At 62.8% G+C, this 16,192-nt stretch carries 15 protein-coding genes; 13 read left to right on the forward strand and 2 right to left on the reverse strand.

Annotated features, from left to right (window positions below):
* Positions 1-13: 13 nt before the first annotated feature.
* From AC5RT4_RS04510 to AC5RT4_RS04520, 3 genes are read left to right on the forward strand one after another with little or no spacing between them, the layout of a single operon-like run.
* Positions 14-1,009: a carbohydrate kinase family protein gene (locus AC5RT4_RS04510; RefSeq protein WP_494104968.1), complete on the forward strand. Its 996-nt coding sequence runs from the start codon at positions 14-16 to the stop codon at positions 1,007-1,009.
* A 12-nt stretch (positions 1,010-1,021) separates the two neighbouring features.
* Positions 1,022-2,500: a mannitol dehydrogenase family protein gene (locus AC5RT4_RS04515; RefSeq protein ID WP_494104969.1), complete on the forward strand. Its 1,479-nt coding sequence runs from the start codon at positions 1,022-1,024 to the stop codon at positions 2,498-2,500.
* A gap of 13 nt (positions 2,501-2,513) precedes the next feature.
* Positions 2,514-3,050: a hypothetical protein gene (locus tag AC5RT4_RS04520; protein WP_494104970.1), complete on the forward strand. Its 537-nt coding sequence runs from the start codon at positions 2,514-2,516 to the stop codon at positions 3,048-3,050.
* A gap of 501 nt (positions 3,051-3,551) precedes the next feature.
* On the opposite strand, the gene AC5RT4_RS04525 is transcribed toward AC5RT4_RS04520, so the two are convergent.
* Entirely contained in the window at positions 3,552-4,064 is a 513-nt protein-coding gene (locus AC5RT4_RS04525) for a hypothetical protein (protein WP_494104971.1), read from the reverse strand.
* Positions 4,065-4,297: 233 nt separating this feature from the next.
* Here AC5RT4_RS04525 and AC5RT4_RS04530 point away from each other — a divergent pair, with 233 nt between their 5' ends.
* On the forward strand, positions 4,298-5,506 hold the full coding sequence (locus AC5RT4_RS04530; protein WP_494104972.1) for an aspartate transaminase: 1,209 nt from the start codon (positions 4,298-4,300) through the stop codon (positions 5,504-5,506).
* Between the two features lie 25 nt (positions 5,507-5,531).
* Entirely contained in the window at positions 5,532-6,209 is a 678-nt protein-coding gene (locus AC5RT4_RS04535; RefSeq protein WP_494104973.1) for a 4-carboxy-4-hydroxy-2-oxoadipate aldolase/oxaloacetate decarboxylase, read from the forward strand.
* A gap of 512 nt (positions 6,210-6,721) precedes the next feature.
* On the opposite strand, the gene AC5RT4_RS04540 is transcribed toward AC5RT4_RS04535, so the two are convergent.
* Complete coding sequence (locus tag AC5RT4_RS04540) at positions 6,722-7,642, reverse strand: LysR substrate-binding domain-containing protein (protein WP_494104974.1); 921 nt, start codon at positions 7,640-7,642, stop codon at positions 6,722-6,724.
* Between the two features lie 319 nt (positions 7,643-7,961).
* Between AC5RT4_RS04540 and AC5RT4_RS04545 the strand changes: the two genes are divergently transcribed.
* From AC5RT4_RS04545 to AC5RT4_RS04580, 8 genes are all read left to right on the forward strand, one after another.
* Positions 7,962-9,044, forward strand: a complete 1,083-nt coding sequence (locus AC5RT4_RS04545) for an ABC transporter substrate-binding protein (RefSeq protein WP_494104975.1) — start codon at positions 7,962-7,964, stop codon at positions 9,042-9,044.
* A 48-nt stretch (positions 9,045-9,092) separates the two neighbouring features.
* Positions 9,093-10,211, forward strand: coding sequence for an ABC transporter ATP-binding protein (locus tag AC5RT4_RS04550; protein WP_494104976.1), 1,119 nt, complete (start codon positions 9,093-9,095; stop codon positions 10,209-10,211).
* Positions 10,208-11,125: an ABC transporter permease gene (locus tag AC5RT4_RS04555; RefSeq protein WP_494104977.1), complete on the forward strand. Its 918-nt coding sequence runs from the start codon at positions 10,208-10,210 to the stop codon at positions 11,123-11,125. The genes AC5RT4_RS04550 and AC5RT4_RS04555 overlap by 4 nt, the downstream gene beginning before the upstream one ends.
* Before the next feature lie 4 nt (positions 11,126-11,129).
* Positions 11,130-11,945, forward strand: coding sequence for an ABC transporter permease (locus tag AC5RT4_RS04560; protein WP_494104978.1), 816 nt, complete (start codon positions 11,130-11,132; stop codon positions 11,943-11,945).
* Between the two features lie 307 nt (positions 11,946-12,252).
* The gene (locus AC5RT4_RS04565) at positions 12,253-13,041 is read left to right on the forward strand and encodes a LamB/YcsF family protein (RefSeq protein ID WP_494104979.1); all 789 of its coding nucleotides are present in this window, start codon (positions 12,253-12,255) and stop codon (positions 13,039-13,041) included.
* Position 13,042: 1 nt separating this feature from the next.
* Complete coding sequence (locus AC5RT4_RS04570) at positions 13,043-13,774, forward strand: 5-oxoprolinase subunit B family protein (protein WP_494104980.1); 732 nt, start codon at positions 13,043-13,045, stop codon at positions 13,772-13,774.
* The gene (locus tag AC5RT4_RS04575; protein ID WP_494104981.1) at positions 13,771-14,784 is read left to right on the forward strand and encodes a 5-oxoprolinase subunit C family protein; all 1,014 of its coding nucleotides are present in this window, start codon (positions 13,771-13,773) and stop codon (positions 14,782-14,784) included. The genes AC5RT4_RS04570 and AC5RT4_RS04575 overlap by 4 nt, the downstream gene beginning before the upstream one ends.
* Before the next feature lie 55 nt (positions 14,785-14,839).
* Positions 14,840-16,177, forward strand: a complete 1,338-nt coding sequence (locus AC5RT4_RS04580) for an MFS transporter (protein WP_494104982.1) — start codon at positions 14,840-14,842, stop codon at positions 16,175-16,177.
* Positions 16,178-16,192 lie beyond the last annotated feature (15 nt).

Below are 16,192 nucleotides of genomic sequence, written 5' to 3' on the forward strand. Positions count from 1 at the left end.
CGAGGAAGCAGCCATGCAAAAACGACAGAACCCCCTTGTGGCCGGGGATGCCGATGATCAATCATTGGTGACCGTTATCGGCGAATCCCTGGTGGACATCATCGAGGACCCGGGACAGGGGGCCAATGCGCGGGAGGTCCAACCCGGTGGCAGTCCTCTGAACGTGGCGGTCGGATGCGCCCGGCTGGGCCTCAGTACCAAACTCGTCACGCACTTCTCCGACGACCCGCACGGGCGGCTCATCGCCGGGCACCTCAGCAGCAACGGGGTGGACACCCTGGTGAGCGGTTCCCTGCCCACCTCAACCGCGGTAGCTTCCCTCGACGCGGCGGGCGCCGCCACATATCGGTTCTCCATCGGCTGGGACATCAACGGAGCCTCCATTCCCGCCCTAGCAGCAGTGGAAGGCTCGCACCATGTCCACACCGGCTCGATTGCCACTGTTTTGTCCCCCGGGGACAAAACAGTACGGAACCTGGTCGAGGCGGCACGCCCTCACGCCACCATCAGCTTCGACCCCAACAGTCGACCGGCCATCAGCAGCGACGTCGCCCATGCCCGGCAGGCTGCTGAAGATTTTGTCGCCGTCAGTGACATCGTCAAGGCCAGTGATGAGGACCTGCAGTGGCTCTACCCCAACAGGACCCCGGACGAGTCATTGGCTGCCTGGCTGGAGCTCGGCCCGTCGCTGGTGGCCCTGACCCGCGGCGCAGAGGGGCCCGTACTCCTGAGCAGGCAGGGCCGTGTGGAACTGCCAGGGGAGGCCATCGTCGTGGCAGACACCGTAGGGGCGGGGGATTCCTTCATGGCCGCCCTCATCTCCGGCCTTGCACAGCTGGACCTCCTAGGCGCCTCCGCCAGGTCACGCCTTCGCAGTCTTGCATCATCGGATCTGCAGGCGCTGGCCGCCTATGCGAACAAAGCGGCAGCCATTACCTGCTCGCGGCAGGGCGCCAATCCACCCACCACCGCGGAACTGCACCCATTGACCGCAACGCACACGGCTTAGGAGGACGCCAAAATGCCCACACTCACCGCCGGCTCACTTCGCGCGCTGCCTGAAACTGTGGCAAAACCTGCCTATGACCGAACGAAACTCACTGCCGGGATCGTCCATTTCGGTGTCGGTGGTTTCCACCGCGCACATCAGGCGTTGTACCTGGACCGGCTGATGAGCGCCGGCAAGGCTTACGACTGGGCTATCTGTGGGGTGGGCGTTCTGCCCGGGGACGCCCGGATGAAGCAGGTCATGGAAAGCCAGGACTGCCTGTACACCCTGATGGTCAAGAGCCCGGATGGGAGCCGTGAAGCACGGGTCATCGGCTCAATCATCGAGTACCTCTTCGCCCCCGAGGACCCCGAAGCTGTGATCGAGAAGATGGCTTCCGAGACCGTCCGCATCGTCTCGTTGACCGTGACCGAGGGTGGCTACAACTTCCACCACGTCACCGGGGAGTTCGACGCCGAGAATCCTGACGTGGTCCACCACCTTCGGCCCGGAGCTGCACCCCGGACGACCTTCGGCCTGATCGCCGAAGCCCTGTCCCGCCGTCGTGCCCGCGGCCTGGCACCCTTCACCGTAATGTCCTGCGACAACATTCAGGGCAACGGTGACGTAGCGCGGAAGATGTTCACCGCGTTCGCCACCCTGAAGGACCCGGGCCTGGGCAGGTGGATGATGGAGCACGTCCCTTTCCCCAACAGCATGGTGGACCGCATAACCCCGGTAACCACCGACGCCGACCGCACGGCGATTGCCAAAGAGTTCGAGGTGGAGGACGCCTGGCCTGTGGTGTGCGAGCCGTTCGAACATTGGGTACTGGAGGATAACTTCAGCCTCGGCCGCCCGCCCTTCGAAGACGCCGGAGTCCAGCTCGTAGAGGACGTCGAGCCTTACGAGCTGATGAAGCTCCGCCTGCTCAACGCCAGCCACCAGGGCATGTGCTACTTCGGCTACCTCGCCGGCTACCGTTACGCCCACGAAGTCGCCCAAGACCCGCTCTTCGCCCAGTTCCTGCTCGACTACATGGATCAGGAAGCCACCCCCACCCTGCACCCCGTCCCGGGCATAGACCTCACCGATTACAAGCGCACCCTCATTGAGCGGTTTTCCAACGAACACGTCAGGGACACCCTTGCGCGCCTCTGCGCCGAAAGCTCAGACCGGATACCCAAGTGGCTGCTACCGGTCATCCGCATCAACCTCGATCACGGCGGCCAGATCCACCGCTCGGCCGCTATCGTGGCCAGCTGGGCCCGATACGCCGAAGGTACCGACGAACAGGGAAACCCGATTGACGTGGTGGACCGGCTCAAGACGGACGTGATGGCCGCGGCAGCGCGTCAGCGTGATGAACCGCTGGCCTTCGTCTCCAAGCGGGAACTTTTCGGTGATCTCATCGACAACGCACGTTTCGTGGCCGCGTTCGGGACGGCTTTGGATGACCTCCACACTGGGGGCGCCAGGGCGACCTTGGCATCTGTGGTGTCGGGCTCCTGACAGATCACGGCGGATGAAAACGTTCACAGTCATGCTGCAGTGGGCTTTGGCTGCCGGGGTCGTCTTTGGTCTTCCCTGCTGCTTGGTATTGCAGCTTGAACTCCATCCGGACACAACGTACCTGGACCACCTGCCCGGTACGTTCGCGCTGCTCGCCGGAGGGCTCCTTGCACTGGTCCGGCCATCGCCGGCACCCGAACCGATCAGCGCTTTGCCGGATGCACATGCCGACGTTTTCCGCTACGCCATCCGCTCCGGAGTGCTTCCAATCGCAAGCATCTTCAGCGATTGGAGCGGAGAGCTCTCCCGGCTCCGCGCTTTGCTGGAAATGACTCTCCGCAGCCTGCCAACTGCCACGGGGGCAGTGTTGGCCATGGAAATGTACGGCCTCTTCATGTACCCCGCCGGCCGCGTCTTCTTCTTCGCGAGTGCCTTGGCATCCACCGTATTCAGCTTGGTAGCGTTCTCCTGCTCGGCAGTCACCCTAAAGAATATCGGCATCATTGAGGAGCGCCTCCGCGTTCAACAACAGCACCTTCAAGTCGTGTGATTACCGCCTGCGGGGCAGATCCGAGCACGCGGGCGTTCCTGCTCTCCGACCGCGCCAATAACAAGGACCGGGCGCGGCCCAGACGCTGGCGTCCAGTGCCTTAGACCTCTCCCCTAGCCGTCTTTAGAAGAGCCGATAACCGTGATTCCGTCAACCTGCCTCGGCCGGGCAAACCCGTGCTTGCTGATCACACGGCCGGAACTGGTGGCGACTCTAATCCGTCCATGGCTGGGGTCAATTCAGGTTATCCACGGCTGGGAATTCGGAGCCGTTGGGGTAGCTCCCCGGCAGCAGTAGCGGTGGATAACCTATGAGAATTGTCCCCGGCTGTGGGTGGCGGCACCGTACTGTCTCACGGTAGAGCGGAGAAGTAATTCCTAGTGCTTCTGCAGTTTCGTAAGCCTTGGTTGTCGACGGCGAGGTGCACCAGAGTTTTGTAACTGGCTCTGGTGGGCTCTGTGGTGTTTAGCTAAAACTCATCCAAGCACTGCACATTTCGTCCTACGCCAATGTTTGAGGCTGAAGGCCCCGGGTCAGCTTGCGGATGGCCTCGTTGTGGAGTCCGCTAAGTGCGGCGAGTTCGAAGTCGTCCATAGCTCCAAGGCGCCGTGCCGCAGCCAGTAACTTCAGCCGCTGTCCCTCTAGGACTGCCTTCGATTTCTCGAGCTGCGCCAGCTCGGCCCTGAGCGACTCAATCAGGAGACATTGATTTTCGGGCGGTTCGCCTGATGGCACGAGGTCATCGTAGGACAGCCCAATGGTCCTGATGGTCCATCGCGACAGTCCCGCGGCTTTGGCTAACCTAGTGACCTTCATTCCATCGCAGAGTGCTTGCGCGACGTGTTGGTTCAGGCGCCCGGACAGGGGGCGGCTGCTGCTTGCGATGAAGGCGAGCCGCGCCCGATTCGCCTTGAGCAGCTTCCGAAGCTTTTCCGCCTCAAGCGCTGTCTTGTCAGGTTTGGGTTTTCTCCGGTAGCGGTAATAACCGCTCCCGGCGTGATGTTCTACGGCCAAGAGCACTCCTCGGTTTCGGATACTGCCGGATGGGCAAATTCAAAGGCTAGACAGATGGACGTTCCCGCGGAAATACCAATAGTGCGTGGACCCATAACCGGAAACTGTGGGTCAGCTAGCCATAAGGGACGCTTATCCGTCCACGCACTTTAGGTCTTATCCATACCAGCCCGTTGTCCCTAGGGTCGAAGGAAACGAGTACCGCTCGGCTCCTGACTCCTTAGGAAGAGACCATGCCTAAATTTGAACCTGCATCGCGGGTATCCCGCATCAAGTCATCCGCCAGCGTGGCCGCCGCGGCCCGTGTGCGTGAGCTGAAAGCAGAAGGGCGACGCATCCTCGACCTGACAGTCGGTGAGCCTGACTTTGACACCCCTGAGCACATCAAGGCAGCCGCCGTCGAAGCCATCCGCCGTGGCGAAACCAAGTACACGTCAGTCACGGGAACCCCGGCCCTACAGAAGGCGATCCTGCAGACGCTTGAACTCCGGACCGGTCTGCACTACACGCCGGCTGAGATCACCATCGGTGGTGGAGCAAAGCAGGTCATCTTCACAGCCTTCATGGCTTCCCTCAATGCCGGTGATGAGGTAATCATCCCCGCCCCCTACTGGGTCTCCTACCCGGACATGGTCCTGGCCAACGAAGGGACACCCGTCATCGTTCCCTGTGGCGAGGACACGGGGTTCAAGCTCACGCCCGACGCTTTGGCCAGCGCGATCACCCAGCGCACCAAGTGGATCATCCTCAACGCACCGTCCAACCCGACCGGCGCCGTCTACTCGCGGACTGAACTGCGGGCACTCGCTGACGTTCTGGCCGCCTTCCCGCAGGTCTACGTCCTGACCGACGAAATTTATGACCAGATCTACTTTAGCGAAGGCAAGCTTGCGAGTTTGGTTGAGGTGGCCCAGGAACTCAAGGTCCGGGTTCTGGCGGTGAACGGCGTGTCCAAGGCCTACGCTATGACCGGCTGGCGGCTCGGGTATGCAGCCGGTCCAGCGCCGCTGATTGCTGCAATCAACAAGCTGCAGTCCCAGATCTCCTCCTGCCCTTCTTCGGTGAGCCAGGCAGCAGCGGCCGCTGCGCTCACGGGCGACCAAGGCTTTGTCCAGGAAAGCGTTGAAACGTACCGCAGACGCCGGGATACCACCGTAGCAGCCTTGAACGCGGTGGACGGCCTGTCGTGCACGACGCCGGATGGCGCGTTTTATGCGTACGTCAACTGTGCGGGGGTCATCGGCAAGACGACTCCGGCCGGCACCGTGATCCGCGATGACCAGGACTTTGTCCTGTACTTGCTCGATGAGGCCTCTGTGGCGGTCATCCAGGGATCTGCCTACGGACTGGGCCCGTACTTCCGCGTCTCCTACGCCACGAGCCTGGACATTATCGAAGAATCCATCGCTGCCATTGACAAGGCCGTCCAGGCCCTCAGCTGACCCAACCCACCTAAGGAAAATCGCCGTGATTCACGTCAAAACCACCATCGACCGCCCCAACGCGGAGGCCGTCAGCCGGCTCGCGAAATTTTCGTCAGCCACCATCCACGAGGCACAGGGACGCAAGGGAGCCCTCAGTTCACGGATCAAGCCCATCGACAGGTCCATGTCCTTCTGCGGCCCCGCCACCACGGTCCGCTGCGCACCGAGGGACAACCTCATGCTGCAGGTTGCCATCCACTATGCACAGCCCGGTGACGTTATCCTGGCCGCCGCAGGGGAGTACGAGGAAGCCGGCACCTTCGGCGACGTCCTTGGCAACGCGATGAAAGCCAAAGGACTGGCCGGCCTCGTGACGGATTCCGGCGTCCGCGACACCCAGGACCTCATTGAACTTGGGCTTCCCGTTTTCTCCGGCAGCATCTGCATTAAGGGCACCGTCAAGGAAACCATCGGCCCCATCAACCACCCGGTGGTCTTCGGGGACGAGATCATCTACCCCGGCGACGTCCTTCGCGGGGATGCTGACGGGGTGGTGGTAGTCCGCAAGGAAGAAATTGAGGAAGTCATCCGTCTCTCACAGGAACGTGAAGACGCCGAGCGTGAGCTCATCGGCCTGTACAAGGCCGGGGGGACCACCATCGACCTGTGCAACCTGACCGAGGTCCTGAAAGTTAAGGGACTGCTGGTCGAACAGGCCTAGCAGCACCAGTGCTGCCGCCGTCCGGGTATGCCCGGGCGGCGGCACCGGCATGCCCTCCCTGTTGGACGCGCCCTCCAACACAAGAGGGAGGCCCGGCGCCTTGGACAGACACCGGGCCCTCCCCGGAGAAGTAGTGCAAAGTAGCGGTTTACCGCTGTGGAAGCACGTGGGTTGGAGGACCGACCACGGCGTCCTCGAGGAGCCATAGCGTGGATCCACCCCTGCCAGCTGGCATGATGCTGCCTTCGAAAACGAAGACAGGTTCCATGGAGCGGTCCTCCGGACGCCAAAAACCGTTTGCGGGGCAGTGGAAACCGGTTTTAGCCATCAAACCCCGGCTGTTTCCCGAAATTTTCCGGAGGGTGTTGATTTTTTTCACGGTTTACTCCCAATTAATCCTTAAAAGAATGAATTGACCGCTGTTTCCCGGTCATGAATTAATCTTAGGATCAGGAGCGTAAGGGCGCTAAGACGAATGATGCGTGCCCCAATAAGCGAACGGTATGGAGCGGCTATCTTGCGTATTTGGTACTGAGCATTTCCTGGAGCATTTCCTTCAGCACCAGGAGAACCGCGGCTGCCGCCTCGGAAAGAGGGTCATGGTCAGGCGTGCACAGGGCGATCTTGCACTGAAGCGCCGGATCCTTGATGCGCAGTACATGGAAGTCCTCTTCGTGGAAGAGGGCGTCCGCGGCGGACTTGGGCAAGATGGTGGCGCCCAAATCCGCCCGCAGCAGCCGGGCAAGCGACGGAACGGATTCCACTTCACCCACGAGCAGGATCTTCAGGCCCTTGCTGGTGAAACCGGCTTCCACGGCCTGGCGAAGGGTGTGGATTTGCTCGGGCAGGAAGAGCCCGTGGCGGGCCACCTCTTCAAGGGAGATCTGACCGTCTGCATGGTTAACGTCTGCTCTTTTTGCGTTGACGACAAAGTGGAGATCTTCCACGATCATCGTGGTGAACTGGACGCCGCGGATCGCGCCCGGCTCGTAGATGAGCGCCATGTCCAGCCGGCCGTTCTTGATGGCTTCGCTGAGCACGCCGCCATAGATTTCGGTGACGTGCAGGGTGATGTCGGGGTACCTGCTGGCCACTTCGGTGATGATCCTGGGCGTCAGACTTGATGCCATGCTGTACGGCGCGATCGCAATGGAAACGCGCCCTGACGGTGCTGCCCCGGACTTGGCGACGTCCAGCCTCGCCTGGTCGACGAGGCGCAGGATGGACTGGGCGTGCCTGTACAGCGTGCGTCCGGCGGCAGTGGGTGTTACACCCTGCTTGCTGCGGATCAGCAGTCGTTGCTTGAGCTCAGCCTCTAACGCTGACACCTGCTGGCTCAGTGCCGGCTGGGCCACATGCAGCGCCGCCGCGGCCTTGGTGATGCTTCCCGAGTCCACAATCTGCACAAAGTACGCAAGCTTCCGCGTATCCATGCCGCCTTCTCTCTCTGCGGCGTCCTGAACCCGTATAGGTCATAACCGGATGCTATGAAGGGATATGCAACTGGTCTTTGTGTGATGCACATCTCTGACACTAGGTTGAGTTCAGATCGCTATTTCACTGGCAGTACATTCTACCCCTCCGGGCAGACATGCAATTCTGTGATGGCGTCAGATGCATTCTGCATAAAAGCGGCTTTTACTGACATAAACGTTTTCCTTAACATTTCCGAAATATGCACTCCATAACATCGGAGCACCCAAGAGTCCGCCGGCAACAGTAAACGGATTCTTCCTTAGAAAGAGATGACAAATGCGAACAACAATCAAAGGCAAAATGGCAGCCGTGGCCGCGCTTTCCGCGGCGGTGCTGGCACTGTCTGCCTGCGGGGGCGGCAACGAAGCCGCCAGCAGCGGCAGCGCCACGTCAGGTGAAGTGAACCTGATCGCCTACTCCGGTGTGTGGCAGGACCAGTACACCGCCGCAGTGATCGAACCGTTCCAGGCGAAGTACCCGGACATCAAGATCAACTACTCGTCCAAGCGGTCCTCCGCTGAGATGCTCAGCGCACTGCAGGGCCAAAAGAACAACCCCGCAACCGACGTGGCGATCATGGACAACTCGGTCTCCACCACCGGCAACAAGCAGGGCCTGTTTGAAAAAGTGGACGAGGCAAGCGTTCCGAACCTGGCGAACGTCCCTGAGAAGTTCCGGGACAAGGAAGGGTACGGCCCCGTGGCCATGCTGGACGCTGTCGGGCTTCTCTACGACACCGCCACGTTCCCGACGGCGCCCGAGAGCTGGAAGGTGCTGTGGGATCCGGCCTACGCGGGCAAAATCAACGTCAACGCCCCGCCGTCCCTGCTGGGACTGTCCCTGACCGCCATCACCTCGAAGATGGAAGGTGAGGACTACACCAAGAGCATCGACGCCGCCGTGACCCGCCTGAAGGAGATGGCGCCAGGTGTTCAAACCTTTGCGCCCAACCCGGACGAGTACCAGAACGTAATTACCGGCCAGACGGTGCTCGGCCTTGGCCAGAACGCGCGAGGCCAGTTCTACAGCGACCAGAGCAACAAGAAGATGGGCGTCACCTTCCCCGAGGAAGGCACGGTCTACCAAATCAACACCATCAACCTGGTAAAGGACGCCCCGCAAGCCGCGGCCGCCAAGACATTTGTGGACTACGCACTCTCTGCTGAGGCACAGACCGCATTTGCCAAAGCTCTGTTCTACGCACCCTCCGTCACCAACGCGGAACTGCCCGCAGATGTGAAGGACCGCGTGGTACCCACCGACGGCCTCGTGAACGTCGTTCCGCTGGATGTGGAATTCCTGTCCTCGGCCCGCGACAAGTGGACCGATACCTGGAAGCGCGAAATCATCACCAAATAGCACCCCGGGTGCCCCTCCCAACTTTCCCTTCAGGAGAACTGAATCCCCGTGACTGAATCAAAACTGTCGATCGAAAATCTGACCAAAAGATATGCAGCAGGTCTGGAGCCGGCCGTCGACCGCCTGAACATGAAAGTGGAGGAGGGGCACCTGGTGGCGCTCCTCGGCCCGTCGGGCTGCGGCAAGACAACAACCCTGCGGATGGTTGCCGGCCTGATGGACCCGACCGCCGGCTCCATCGTGGTGGACGGCAAGGAAATCACGCATACCCCCGTCAACAAACGCGGAATGGGCATGGTGTTCCAGTCCTACGCCCTCTTCCCACACATGAACGTTGAACAGAACGTGGCCTTCGGCCTGGAAATGCGCCAAACCCCCAAATCAGAACAAAAAGCCCGCGTGGCAGCGGCCCTGGATATGGTCCAGCTGGGCCACCTTGGCAAGCGCCAAACCAAGGAGCTCTCCGGTGGGCAGCAGCAGCGCATCGCACTGGCCCGCGCCCTGGTAGTGGAGCCCACCCTGCTACTGCTGGACGAACCGCTGTCCAACCTGGACGCAAAGCTCCGCGAAACCATGCGCACCGAAATCCGGTCCATCCAGCAGCGCACCAAAGCTACGACGCTCTTCGTTACCCACGACCAGGACGAGGCCCTGGACATGGCCGACCGGATCGCCGTCATGAACGGCGGCCTGATCGAACAATTCGGTTCCCCCACAGAGGTGTACGAACGCCCCCGCACACATTTCGTGGCTAACTTCATCGGCCAGGCCAACTTCCTCACTGCCCGGGTGGGCGCTGAAACCGGACCGGCAAACCAGTCCGGTGAAAGCTACTACAAGGTCGACGTGGAAGGCCTGGGCCAGTTCGGTGCCATAGGCGCTTCAGGGCTTTCCGGCAGCACGCATGAACTGGTCATCCGGCCGCACCGGCTGGGCGTCGCACTTCAGCCGGGAGCTGCCCGGGCACCCATGACCGGGGCCATAGAACGGGTGAGTTACACCGGTGACGCGCTGTCTGTGGCCGTACGCGTTGGTGACCAGCAACTGCAGGCCCAAATGCTGACCAACAGCGGTGACCTGCCCCGGATCGGCGATGCCGCCTACCTTTCCTGGGCAGCGGAAGACGCCTACCTCCTGCCAGCCCCCGCGGAAAGGCTCGCGGCATGACCCTCCTCCAGACTCCGGTCATCCACAAACCCCCCGCCGGGGGCGAGGGAGAGCTGGAAAAAGCCACCGAACGGCGCAACCGGCGCACCTACCTCGCGCTCCTGCTGCCCGGTCTTCTCGGCCTGCTGGTCAGCTTTGTCTTCCCGCTGGCCTACATGATCCGGATGTCCTTCAACGAGGGCGCCCCGGACGGTGTCATCATTGAGACGTTCACGCTGGACACCTACATCCAGCCCCTGACCGACCCCTACTACTGGCGCGTCACCTTGGACACCTTCCAGATGGGCGTCACCGTAGGCATCCTGTGCGTCCTGGTGTCCTACCCGGTGGCACTCTTCCTGGCTCGCAGCACCAGCAAGTACCGCGGCCTGCTCATCGCCATCGCCATCGCTCCGCTGCTTACCTCGGCAGTGGTACGCACCTACGGCTGGATGGTCATCCTCGGAACCAACGGGCTGGTCAATTCCTCCCTGGACGGACTCGGCCTGATCGACACCCCGTTGAAGCTCACCAACAACATGACCGGCGTGACCATCGGCCTGGTGGAAATCTTTATGCCCTACGCCATCCTGGCCATGATCTCCGGCTTCGGCCGGCTCAGCCCCCAACTCGAGGAGGCGGCCGGTTCCCTGGGAGCCAGCAAGTTCAAGGTCTTCACCCGGGTCACGCTCCCGCTGTGCCTTCCGGGCCTGCTGACCGCGTTCCTGCTCGTATTCGTGCTTTCCATCAGTACGTTCATCACGCCGAGGCTCCTGGGCGGCGGCAGCGTGCAGGTCCTGGCCACCGAGATCTACGACCAAACCACCGGTCTGCTGAACTGGCCGTTTGCAGCCGCCCTGTCCGTCATCCTGCTGGTGCTGTTCGGCCTGATCATCGCAATCTACCAGCGCCTCACCAAGAAGATCGGAGGCTGAGACCGTGAGCGACATCAAGGTATTCAAGCCACGCTTCAACCCCGCCAAACCAGCATTCGGGCTGCTGGTGTTCCTGCTCTACCTGTTCCTGCTGGCGCCACTGCTGATCGTCTTCGTGGTGTCCTTCGCCTCCAACCAGTACCTGTCCTTCCCGCCGGAAGGGTTCACCTTGAAGTGGTACGAGATGCTGCCGCAGGAAAGCACGTTCATGGAGGGCATGAAGGTCAGCCTGATCGTAGCCGTCATCGTCACGCTCATCGTCCTGGCCCTGGGCGTACCGGCAGCGCTGGCGCTGGAGAGGTTCGAGTTCAAGGCCAAGGCAGCCGTCCAGTCGTTCTTCCTGTCACCGCTGCTGATCCCCAGCATCGTCCTGGCCCTGGGCATGGTACTGCTGTTCGGTCCGCTGGAGCTGAACAACACCTATGCCGGCATCATCATCGGCCACGTCGCCATCACCATCCCGTTCGTCATCCGGACCACGTTGATGAGCCTTGCCACCACCGACACATCCTGTGAAGCGGCCGCCCGCATCCTCGGTGCGGACTCCTGGACGGTCTTCCGGCGCGTGACCCTGCCCATCATCCAGCCGGGCGTGATCGCCGGCGGCGTTATTGCCTTCATCGTCTCCTTCGACGAAGCCGTGATCTCGCTGTTCGTGGCCGAATCAGGCCTGCCCACCCTGCCCGTTCAGGTGCTGAGATACGTGGAAAACTCCGCCGATGCCGCCGTCGCCGCCCTGTCCGTGATCCTCATCCTGATCTCCCTCGCGGTGGTGGTCGTCGTCGAACGCGTGATGGGACTCCGCAAAGCCCTGCGCTAAGGCTCCGTCCGAACGAAAGCCAAAACCCCTGCCCAACCGGCACAACGAAAAAACCTGCCCGGTCCGCAACAGCGGGCCGGGCAGGACGTCGTCCAGGACGGGTGCAGGTCATAACTGGCACCTATCCCGTGACACCGATTACGTCTTTGTGTGATCAAAGTCCCGGTGTCAGACTTTTTCTACACGCCCGGTAATCCGGGCCACGGGAGCCAGGCTTCACCCGGCTGGTCCCGAAACTTCCGCTTCCGGCATCTGACGCTGTGCCTTCGTGCCAGCGCTGCGCCAACACCCCTGAAGGAGGGCTCACATGGGACCCATCGTTGATCTCGTTGCAGATCTCGGAGAAGGCTTCGGCGCCTACTCCATGGGCGATGACGCGGCCCTGCTCGAAGTGGTGTCCAGCGCCAACATCGCCTGCGGCTTCCACGCCGGAGACCCGGACATCATGAACGCCACCGTTGCTGAATGCGTGCGCCGCGGCGTCAGCATCGGGGCGCACCCCAGCTTTCCGGACCTGCGGGGCTTCGGCCGCCGCGCCATGGACCTAACCGCAGACGAAGTCCGCAACGACGTCCTGTACCAGTTCGGGGCCCTGAGTGCCTTCGCCGCCTACCACGGCGCCGGCGTCGCACACCTCGCCCCGCACGGACGCCTCGGCAACCTCGTAGCCACCCGCGCCGACTACGCCGAAGCCGTGGCTGACGCCGCCGCCCGCATCAACGCCGACCTCATCGTCCTGGCACAGGACGGCGAGCTTGCCGACGCGGCCGCAGCCCGCCGGCTTCCGGTAGGGATCGTGGGAATCGCAGACAGGGCCTACGAGGCGGACGGTACCCTCGTGCCGCGCAGCCGCCCAGGTGCTGTCATCCACGATTCCTCAATCATCGTGGACCGCACCATCCGTATGGTCTGCGAAGGGCTGATCGAGACCGTCGCCGGAACCGACCTGCCGATCGTCGCCGACACCATCCTGCTCCACGGGGACACCCCGGGCGCGGTTCAACTGGCCAAGCAGGTCCGCGCAGAACTGGAACGAGCAGGCGTAACCATCGCACCCCTCGCCCAAGTCCTGGCAGCCAAAGTGGAAGCTGTCTGACATGCCCGCCACGCCAGCTCCAGCGCTGCCTCCGGTGGAGGTGTTCGAATCCGGGGACGCCGCACTGCGCGTCGTCGCTTCATCCCCGGACCGGGAGGCCAATTGGGGCACCGTCCACGCCCTCGCCGCATGGCTTGAGGTGGTGGGGGCCGACGGCGTCTACGGCGCGGTGCCGACGTACGACTCCCTGCTCGTGGAATTTGATCCCGGCGTCACATCCGCACGCCAGGTCCGGGCTTTCATCCTGTTGGGCCTGCGCCAGCTCGAATTCACCGGAACCCCTGCCCGTACACCCAGAGAGTTCAACGTCCCCGTGGTGTATGGCGGCGAGTACGGCCCCGACCTGGAGTGCGTAGCCGAGCAGCAGCAGCTATCCGTCGAAAAGGTCATCGAGCTTCACACAGCCAAGTCCTACGTGATCCGCTGTCTCGGTGCACCCGCCGGCTCGCCCATGATGGACGGCCCCAATTTTCCCTTCCCCGTGCCGCGGCTGAAGGACCCCCGGGTGTCCGTCCCTGCAGGTGCGGTATCGGTAGCGGGGCGCCAGGCAGTCATCGCCCCGGCAGTGGCACCCGGCGGCTGGTGCGTCATCGGCCAGACCCCGCTCACCGTCCTCGACGCCGCGGTCGAGCCGTTGGTTCCCTATGTCCCGGGCGATGTGCTGCGCTTCCACCAGATCCAGCCCGAAGAGTTCGCGGCCTTCACCGGCCGCAAGTTGGAGGCAGCACGATGAGCGGCTCCCTGATCATCCAGCAGCCCGGCCACTCCGTGGTCACAGATCTCGGACGCTTCCGTGGCCCGCGGTTCGGGCTGCCCGTGAACGGCGCACTGGACCAGTTCTCAGCCCGGGCGGCCAACATCCTGGTTGCGAACGGCGATAACGCGCCGCTGCTGGAGGTCACCGCCCTGGACTTCCGCATGCGCGCCACTACTGACATCCTTATTGCCGTCACCGGCGCACCACTGCACCTCACAGTGGGCGGGCGCGAGTGCCAGCAGTGGGAGCCCGTATCCGTCCGGGCAGGGGAGACCGTGACACTGCGCGGGATCAACGGCGGACTGCGCGCCTACATCGCCGTTCACGGCTCCGTGCAGGCACCGGTCCTCCTCGGCAGCTGCGCCCCGGACACCGTCGTCGGATTCGGCCTGCGGCTCACCGAAGGCACCGAACTGAAGGCTTTCCGCAGCGTCCCGCCCATCCGGCAGCCGTACTTCGACCTCCCGCTGTTCCGCCTGGGCCTGACCCGGCCGGAATTCACCAGTACCGCAGTAGTGGAGGTCACGGACGGCCCCGACGTGAATGAGTTCGGGGGCACCGCGGACCTGCTCTACAACACCGAATACACCGTCAGCGGCCGGAGCAACCACATCGGCCTGCGGCTCGGCGGAGCGCTTCCGGAACGCCAGTCCACCGCTGAGGTACTGTCCCGGGGCGTCCCGGTGGGAGCCGTCGAGGTGCCATCGCGGGAGGAACTCCTGGTCCTGCACCGCGGCCGCGGAGTCACCGCAGGCTACCCCGTCCTCGCCGTCGTCACCACCCGCTCCCTCGACGTCCTGGCCCAGGCCCGCCCGGGCCACAAAATCAAGTTCCGCAAAACCACCGTCCCCGAAGCAACAGCGAAACACCGGGCAGCGCTGCGCGAACTGGAGAACCTCCGATCCACCGTCAGTACCGTGTTCTCACTCCTGGTCATGAACAACCAGCCCGGCTGGCAACAACTGGCACCGGCCGCCGGAAGCTAAAACCCCCTCGCCTCACCCCCAAAGCATTGTTACCATCCCTTAAGTAAGGAAAGACATGTCCACCTCTACGCACGCGGCCCAGCCGCAAGAGCGGCTCAGCAACAAGCAGACCCGCAAGGTCGTCACTGCCGGCTGCGTCGGTATTTTCGTGGAACTCTACGACAACGGCATCTTCGCCTTCATGGCCGGAACGCTCGCCCTCGTCTTCCTGGCGCCCGGAAACCCGGACAACGCCCTACTCTTCGTCTTCGCCGGTTACGCCGTCTCCTTCTTCGTCCGCCCCCTCGGGGCGGTTGTCTGCGGATACCTGGGAGACCGGATCGGGCGGCAAAAGCTATTGGTCTTTGTCATCCTCCTGATCAGTGTGGCCACCGCTGGCATCGGGCTGCTGCCGGGCTACGCCGCCATCGGCATCGCGGCCCCCATCCTGCTCGTCCTACTCCGCATGCTGCAGGGCTTCTCCGTCGGCGGTGAGGCCGCCGGCGCCATGACCTTCCTCGCCGAGCACGCACCCGAAGGCAAGCGCGGCATCATCACCTCCTACGCCCAGATCGCCTCCTTCGCAGCACTCCTCACCGGCACGCTGGTTGCCTACTCCATGTCCCCCTGGCTCACCCAGGCAGCCATCGACGGCGGCGGATTCGGCGCGTTCGCATGGCGCATCCCGTTCCTGGTGGCCATCCCGATGGGCATCATCGGCTGGTACATCCGCAAGGCCATCAGCGACACCCCCAACTTCGAAAAGCTCAAGGAAGAAGGCGGGCTGTCCGCCAACCCGCTCAAGGAAGCCTTCGCCTCCGCGGAACACCGCCGCGCCATGCTGCTGGCCCTCTTCATCCCGCTGATGAACGGCTCCGGCTACTACGTCCTGTTCTCCTACATGCCCACGTTCCTGAAGGGCAAGCAGCTCAACTTCACCATCGGTGAGGCCCTGCTGGTCACCGCCTGCAGCCTGGTGGTTATCTGCATCGCCATCCCCTTCATGGGCGCCCTCTCGGACCGCGTCGGCCGCAAGAAGGTCATCGCCGGCTCGGCCATCGCCATGGCCGTCCTGGGCATCCCCTCCTACGCCCTGATCGCCACCGGCCAGATGGCCTTCGCCATCCTAGGTGCCTCGATCATGGCGGTGGTCTTCGCCGGACACACGGCAGTGATCCACATCCTGATCGTGGAACTCTTTCCCACCCGCGTTCGGTACTCGGCCTACGGCTTGGGCTACAACATCTCCTCGGCACTCTTCGGCGGTACAGCGCCGCTGCTGATGACCTGGCTGATCTCCTCCACGGGCAACATCTACATGCCCGCCTTCTACGCAGTGATTACCGCGCTGGGCACGCTGGCCGCCGTCAGCACCGTCAAGGACCGGGCACACCTGCCCCTCCGCGACGCCTAACCTTCCACCTTCATC

It is taken from the genome of Arthrobacter sp. sptzw42 (assembly GCF_059089685.1).

Bases quoted from the DNA above. Each gene is read 5' to 3' on its own strand.
- AC5RT4_RS04510 (WP_494104968.1), top strand. From the start codon at position 14: ATGCAAAAACGACAGAACCCCCTTGTGGCCGGGGATGCCGATGATCAA.
- AC5RT4_RS04515 (WP_494104969.1), top strand. From the start codon at position 1,022: ATGCCCACACTCACCGCCGGCTCACTTCGCGCGCTGCCTGAAACTGTG.
- AC5RT4_RS04520 (WP_494104970.1), top strand. From the start codon at position 2,514: ATGAAAACGTTCACAGTCATGCTGCAGTGGGCTTTGGCTGCCGGGGTC.
- AC5RT4_RS04530 (WP_494104972.1), top strand. From the start codon at position 4,298: ATGCCTAAATTTGAACCTGCATCGCGGGTATCCCGCATCAAGTCATCC.
- AC5RT4_RS04540 (WP_494104974.1), bottom strand. From the start codon at position 7,642: ATGGATACGCGGAAGCTTGCGTACTTTGTGCAGATTGTGGACTCGGGA.
- AC5RT4_RS04545 (WP_494104975.1), top strand. From the start codon at position 7,962: ATGCGAACAACAATCAAAGGCAAAATGGCAGCCGTGGCCGCGCTTTCC.
- AC5RT4_RS04555 (WP_494104977.1), top strand. From the start codon at position 10,208: ATGACCCTCCTCCAGACTCCGGTCATCCACAAACCCCCCGCCGGGGGC.
- AC5RT4_RS04565 (WP_494104979.1), top strand. From the start codon at position 12,253: ATGGGACCCATCGTTGATCTCGTTGCAGATCTCGGAGAAGGCTTCGGC.
- AC5RT4_RS04570 (WP_494104980.1), top strand. From the start codon at position 13,043: ATGCCCGCCACGCCAGCTCCAGCGCTGCCTCCGGTGGAGGTGTTCGAA.
- AC5RT4_RS04575 (WP_494104981.1), top strand. From the start codon at position 13,771: ATGAGCGGCTCCCTGATCATCCAGCAGCCCGGCCACTCCGTGGTCACA.
- AC5RT4_RS04580 (WP_494104982.1), top strand. From the start codon at position 14,840: ATGTCCACCTCTACGCACGCGGCCCAGCCGCAAGAGCGGCTCAGCAAC.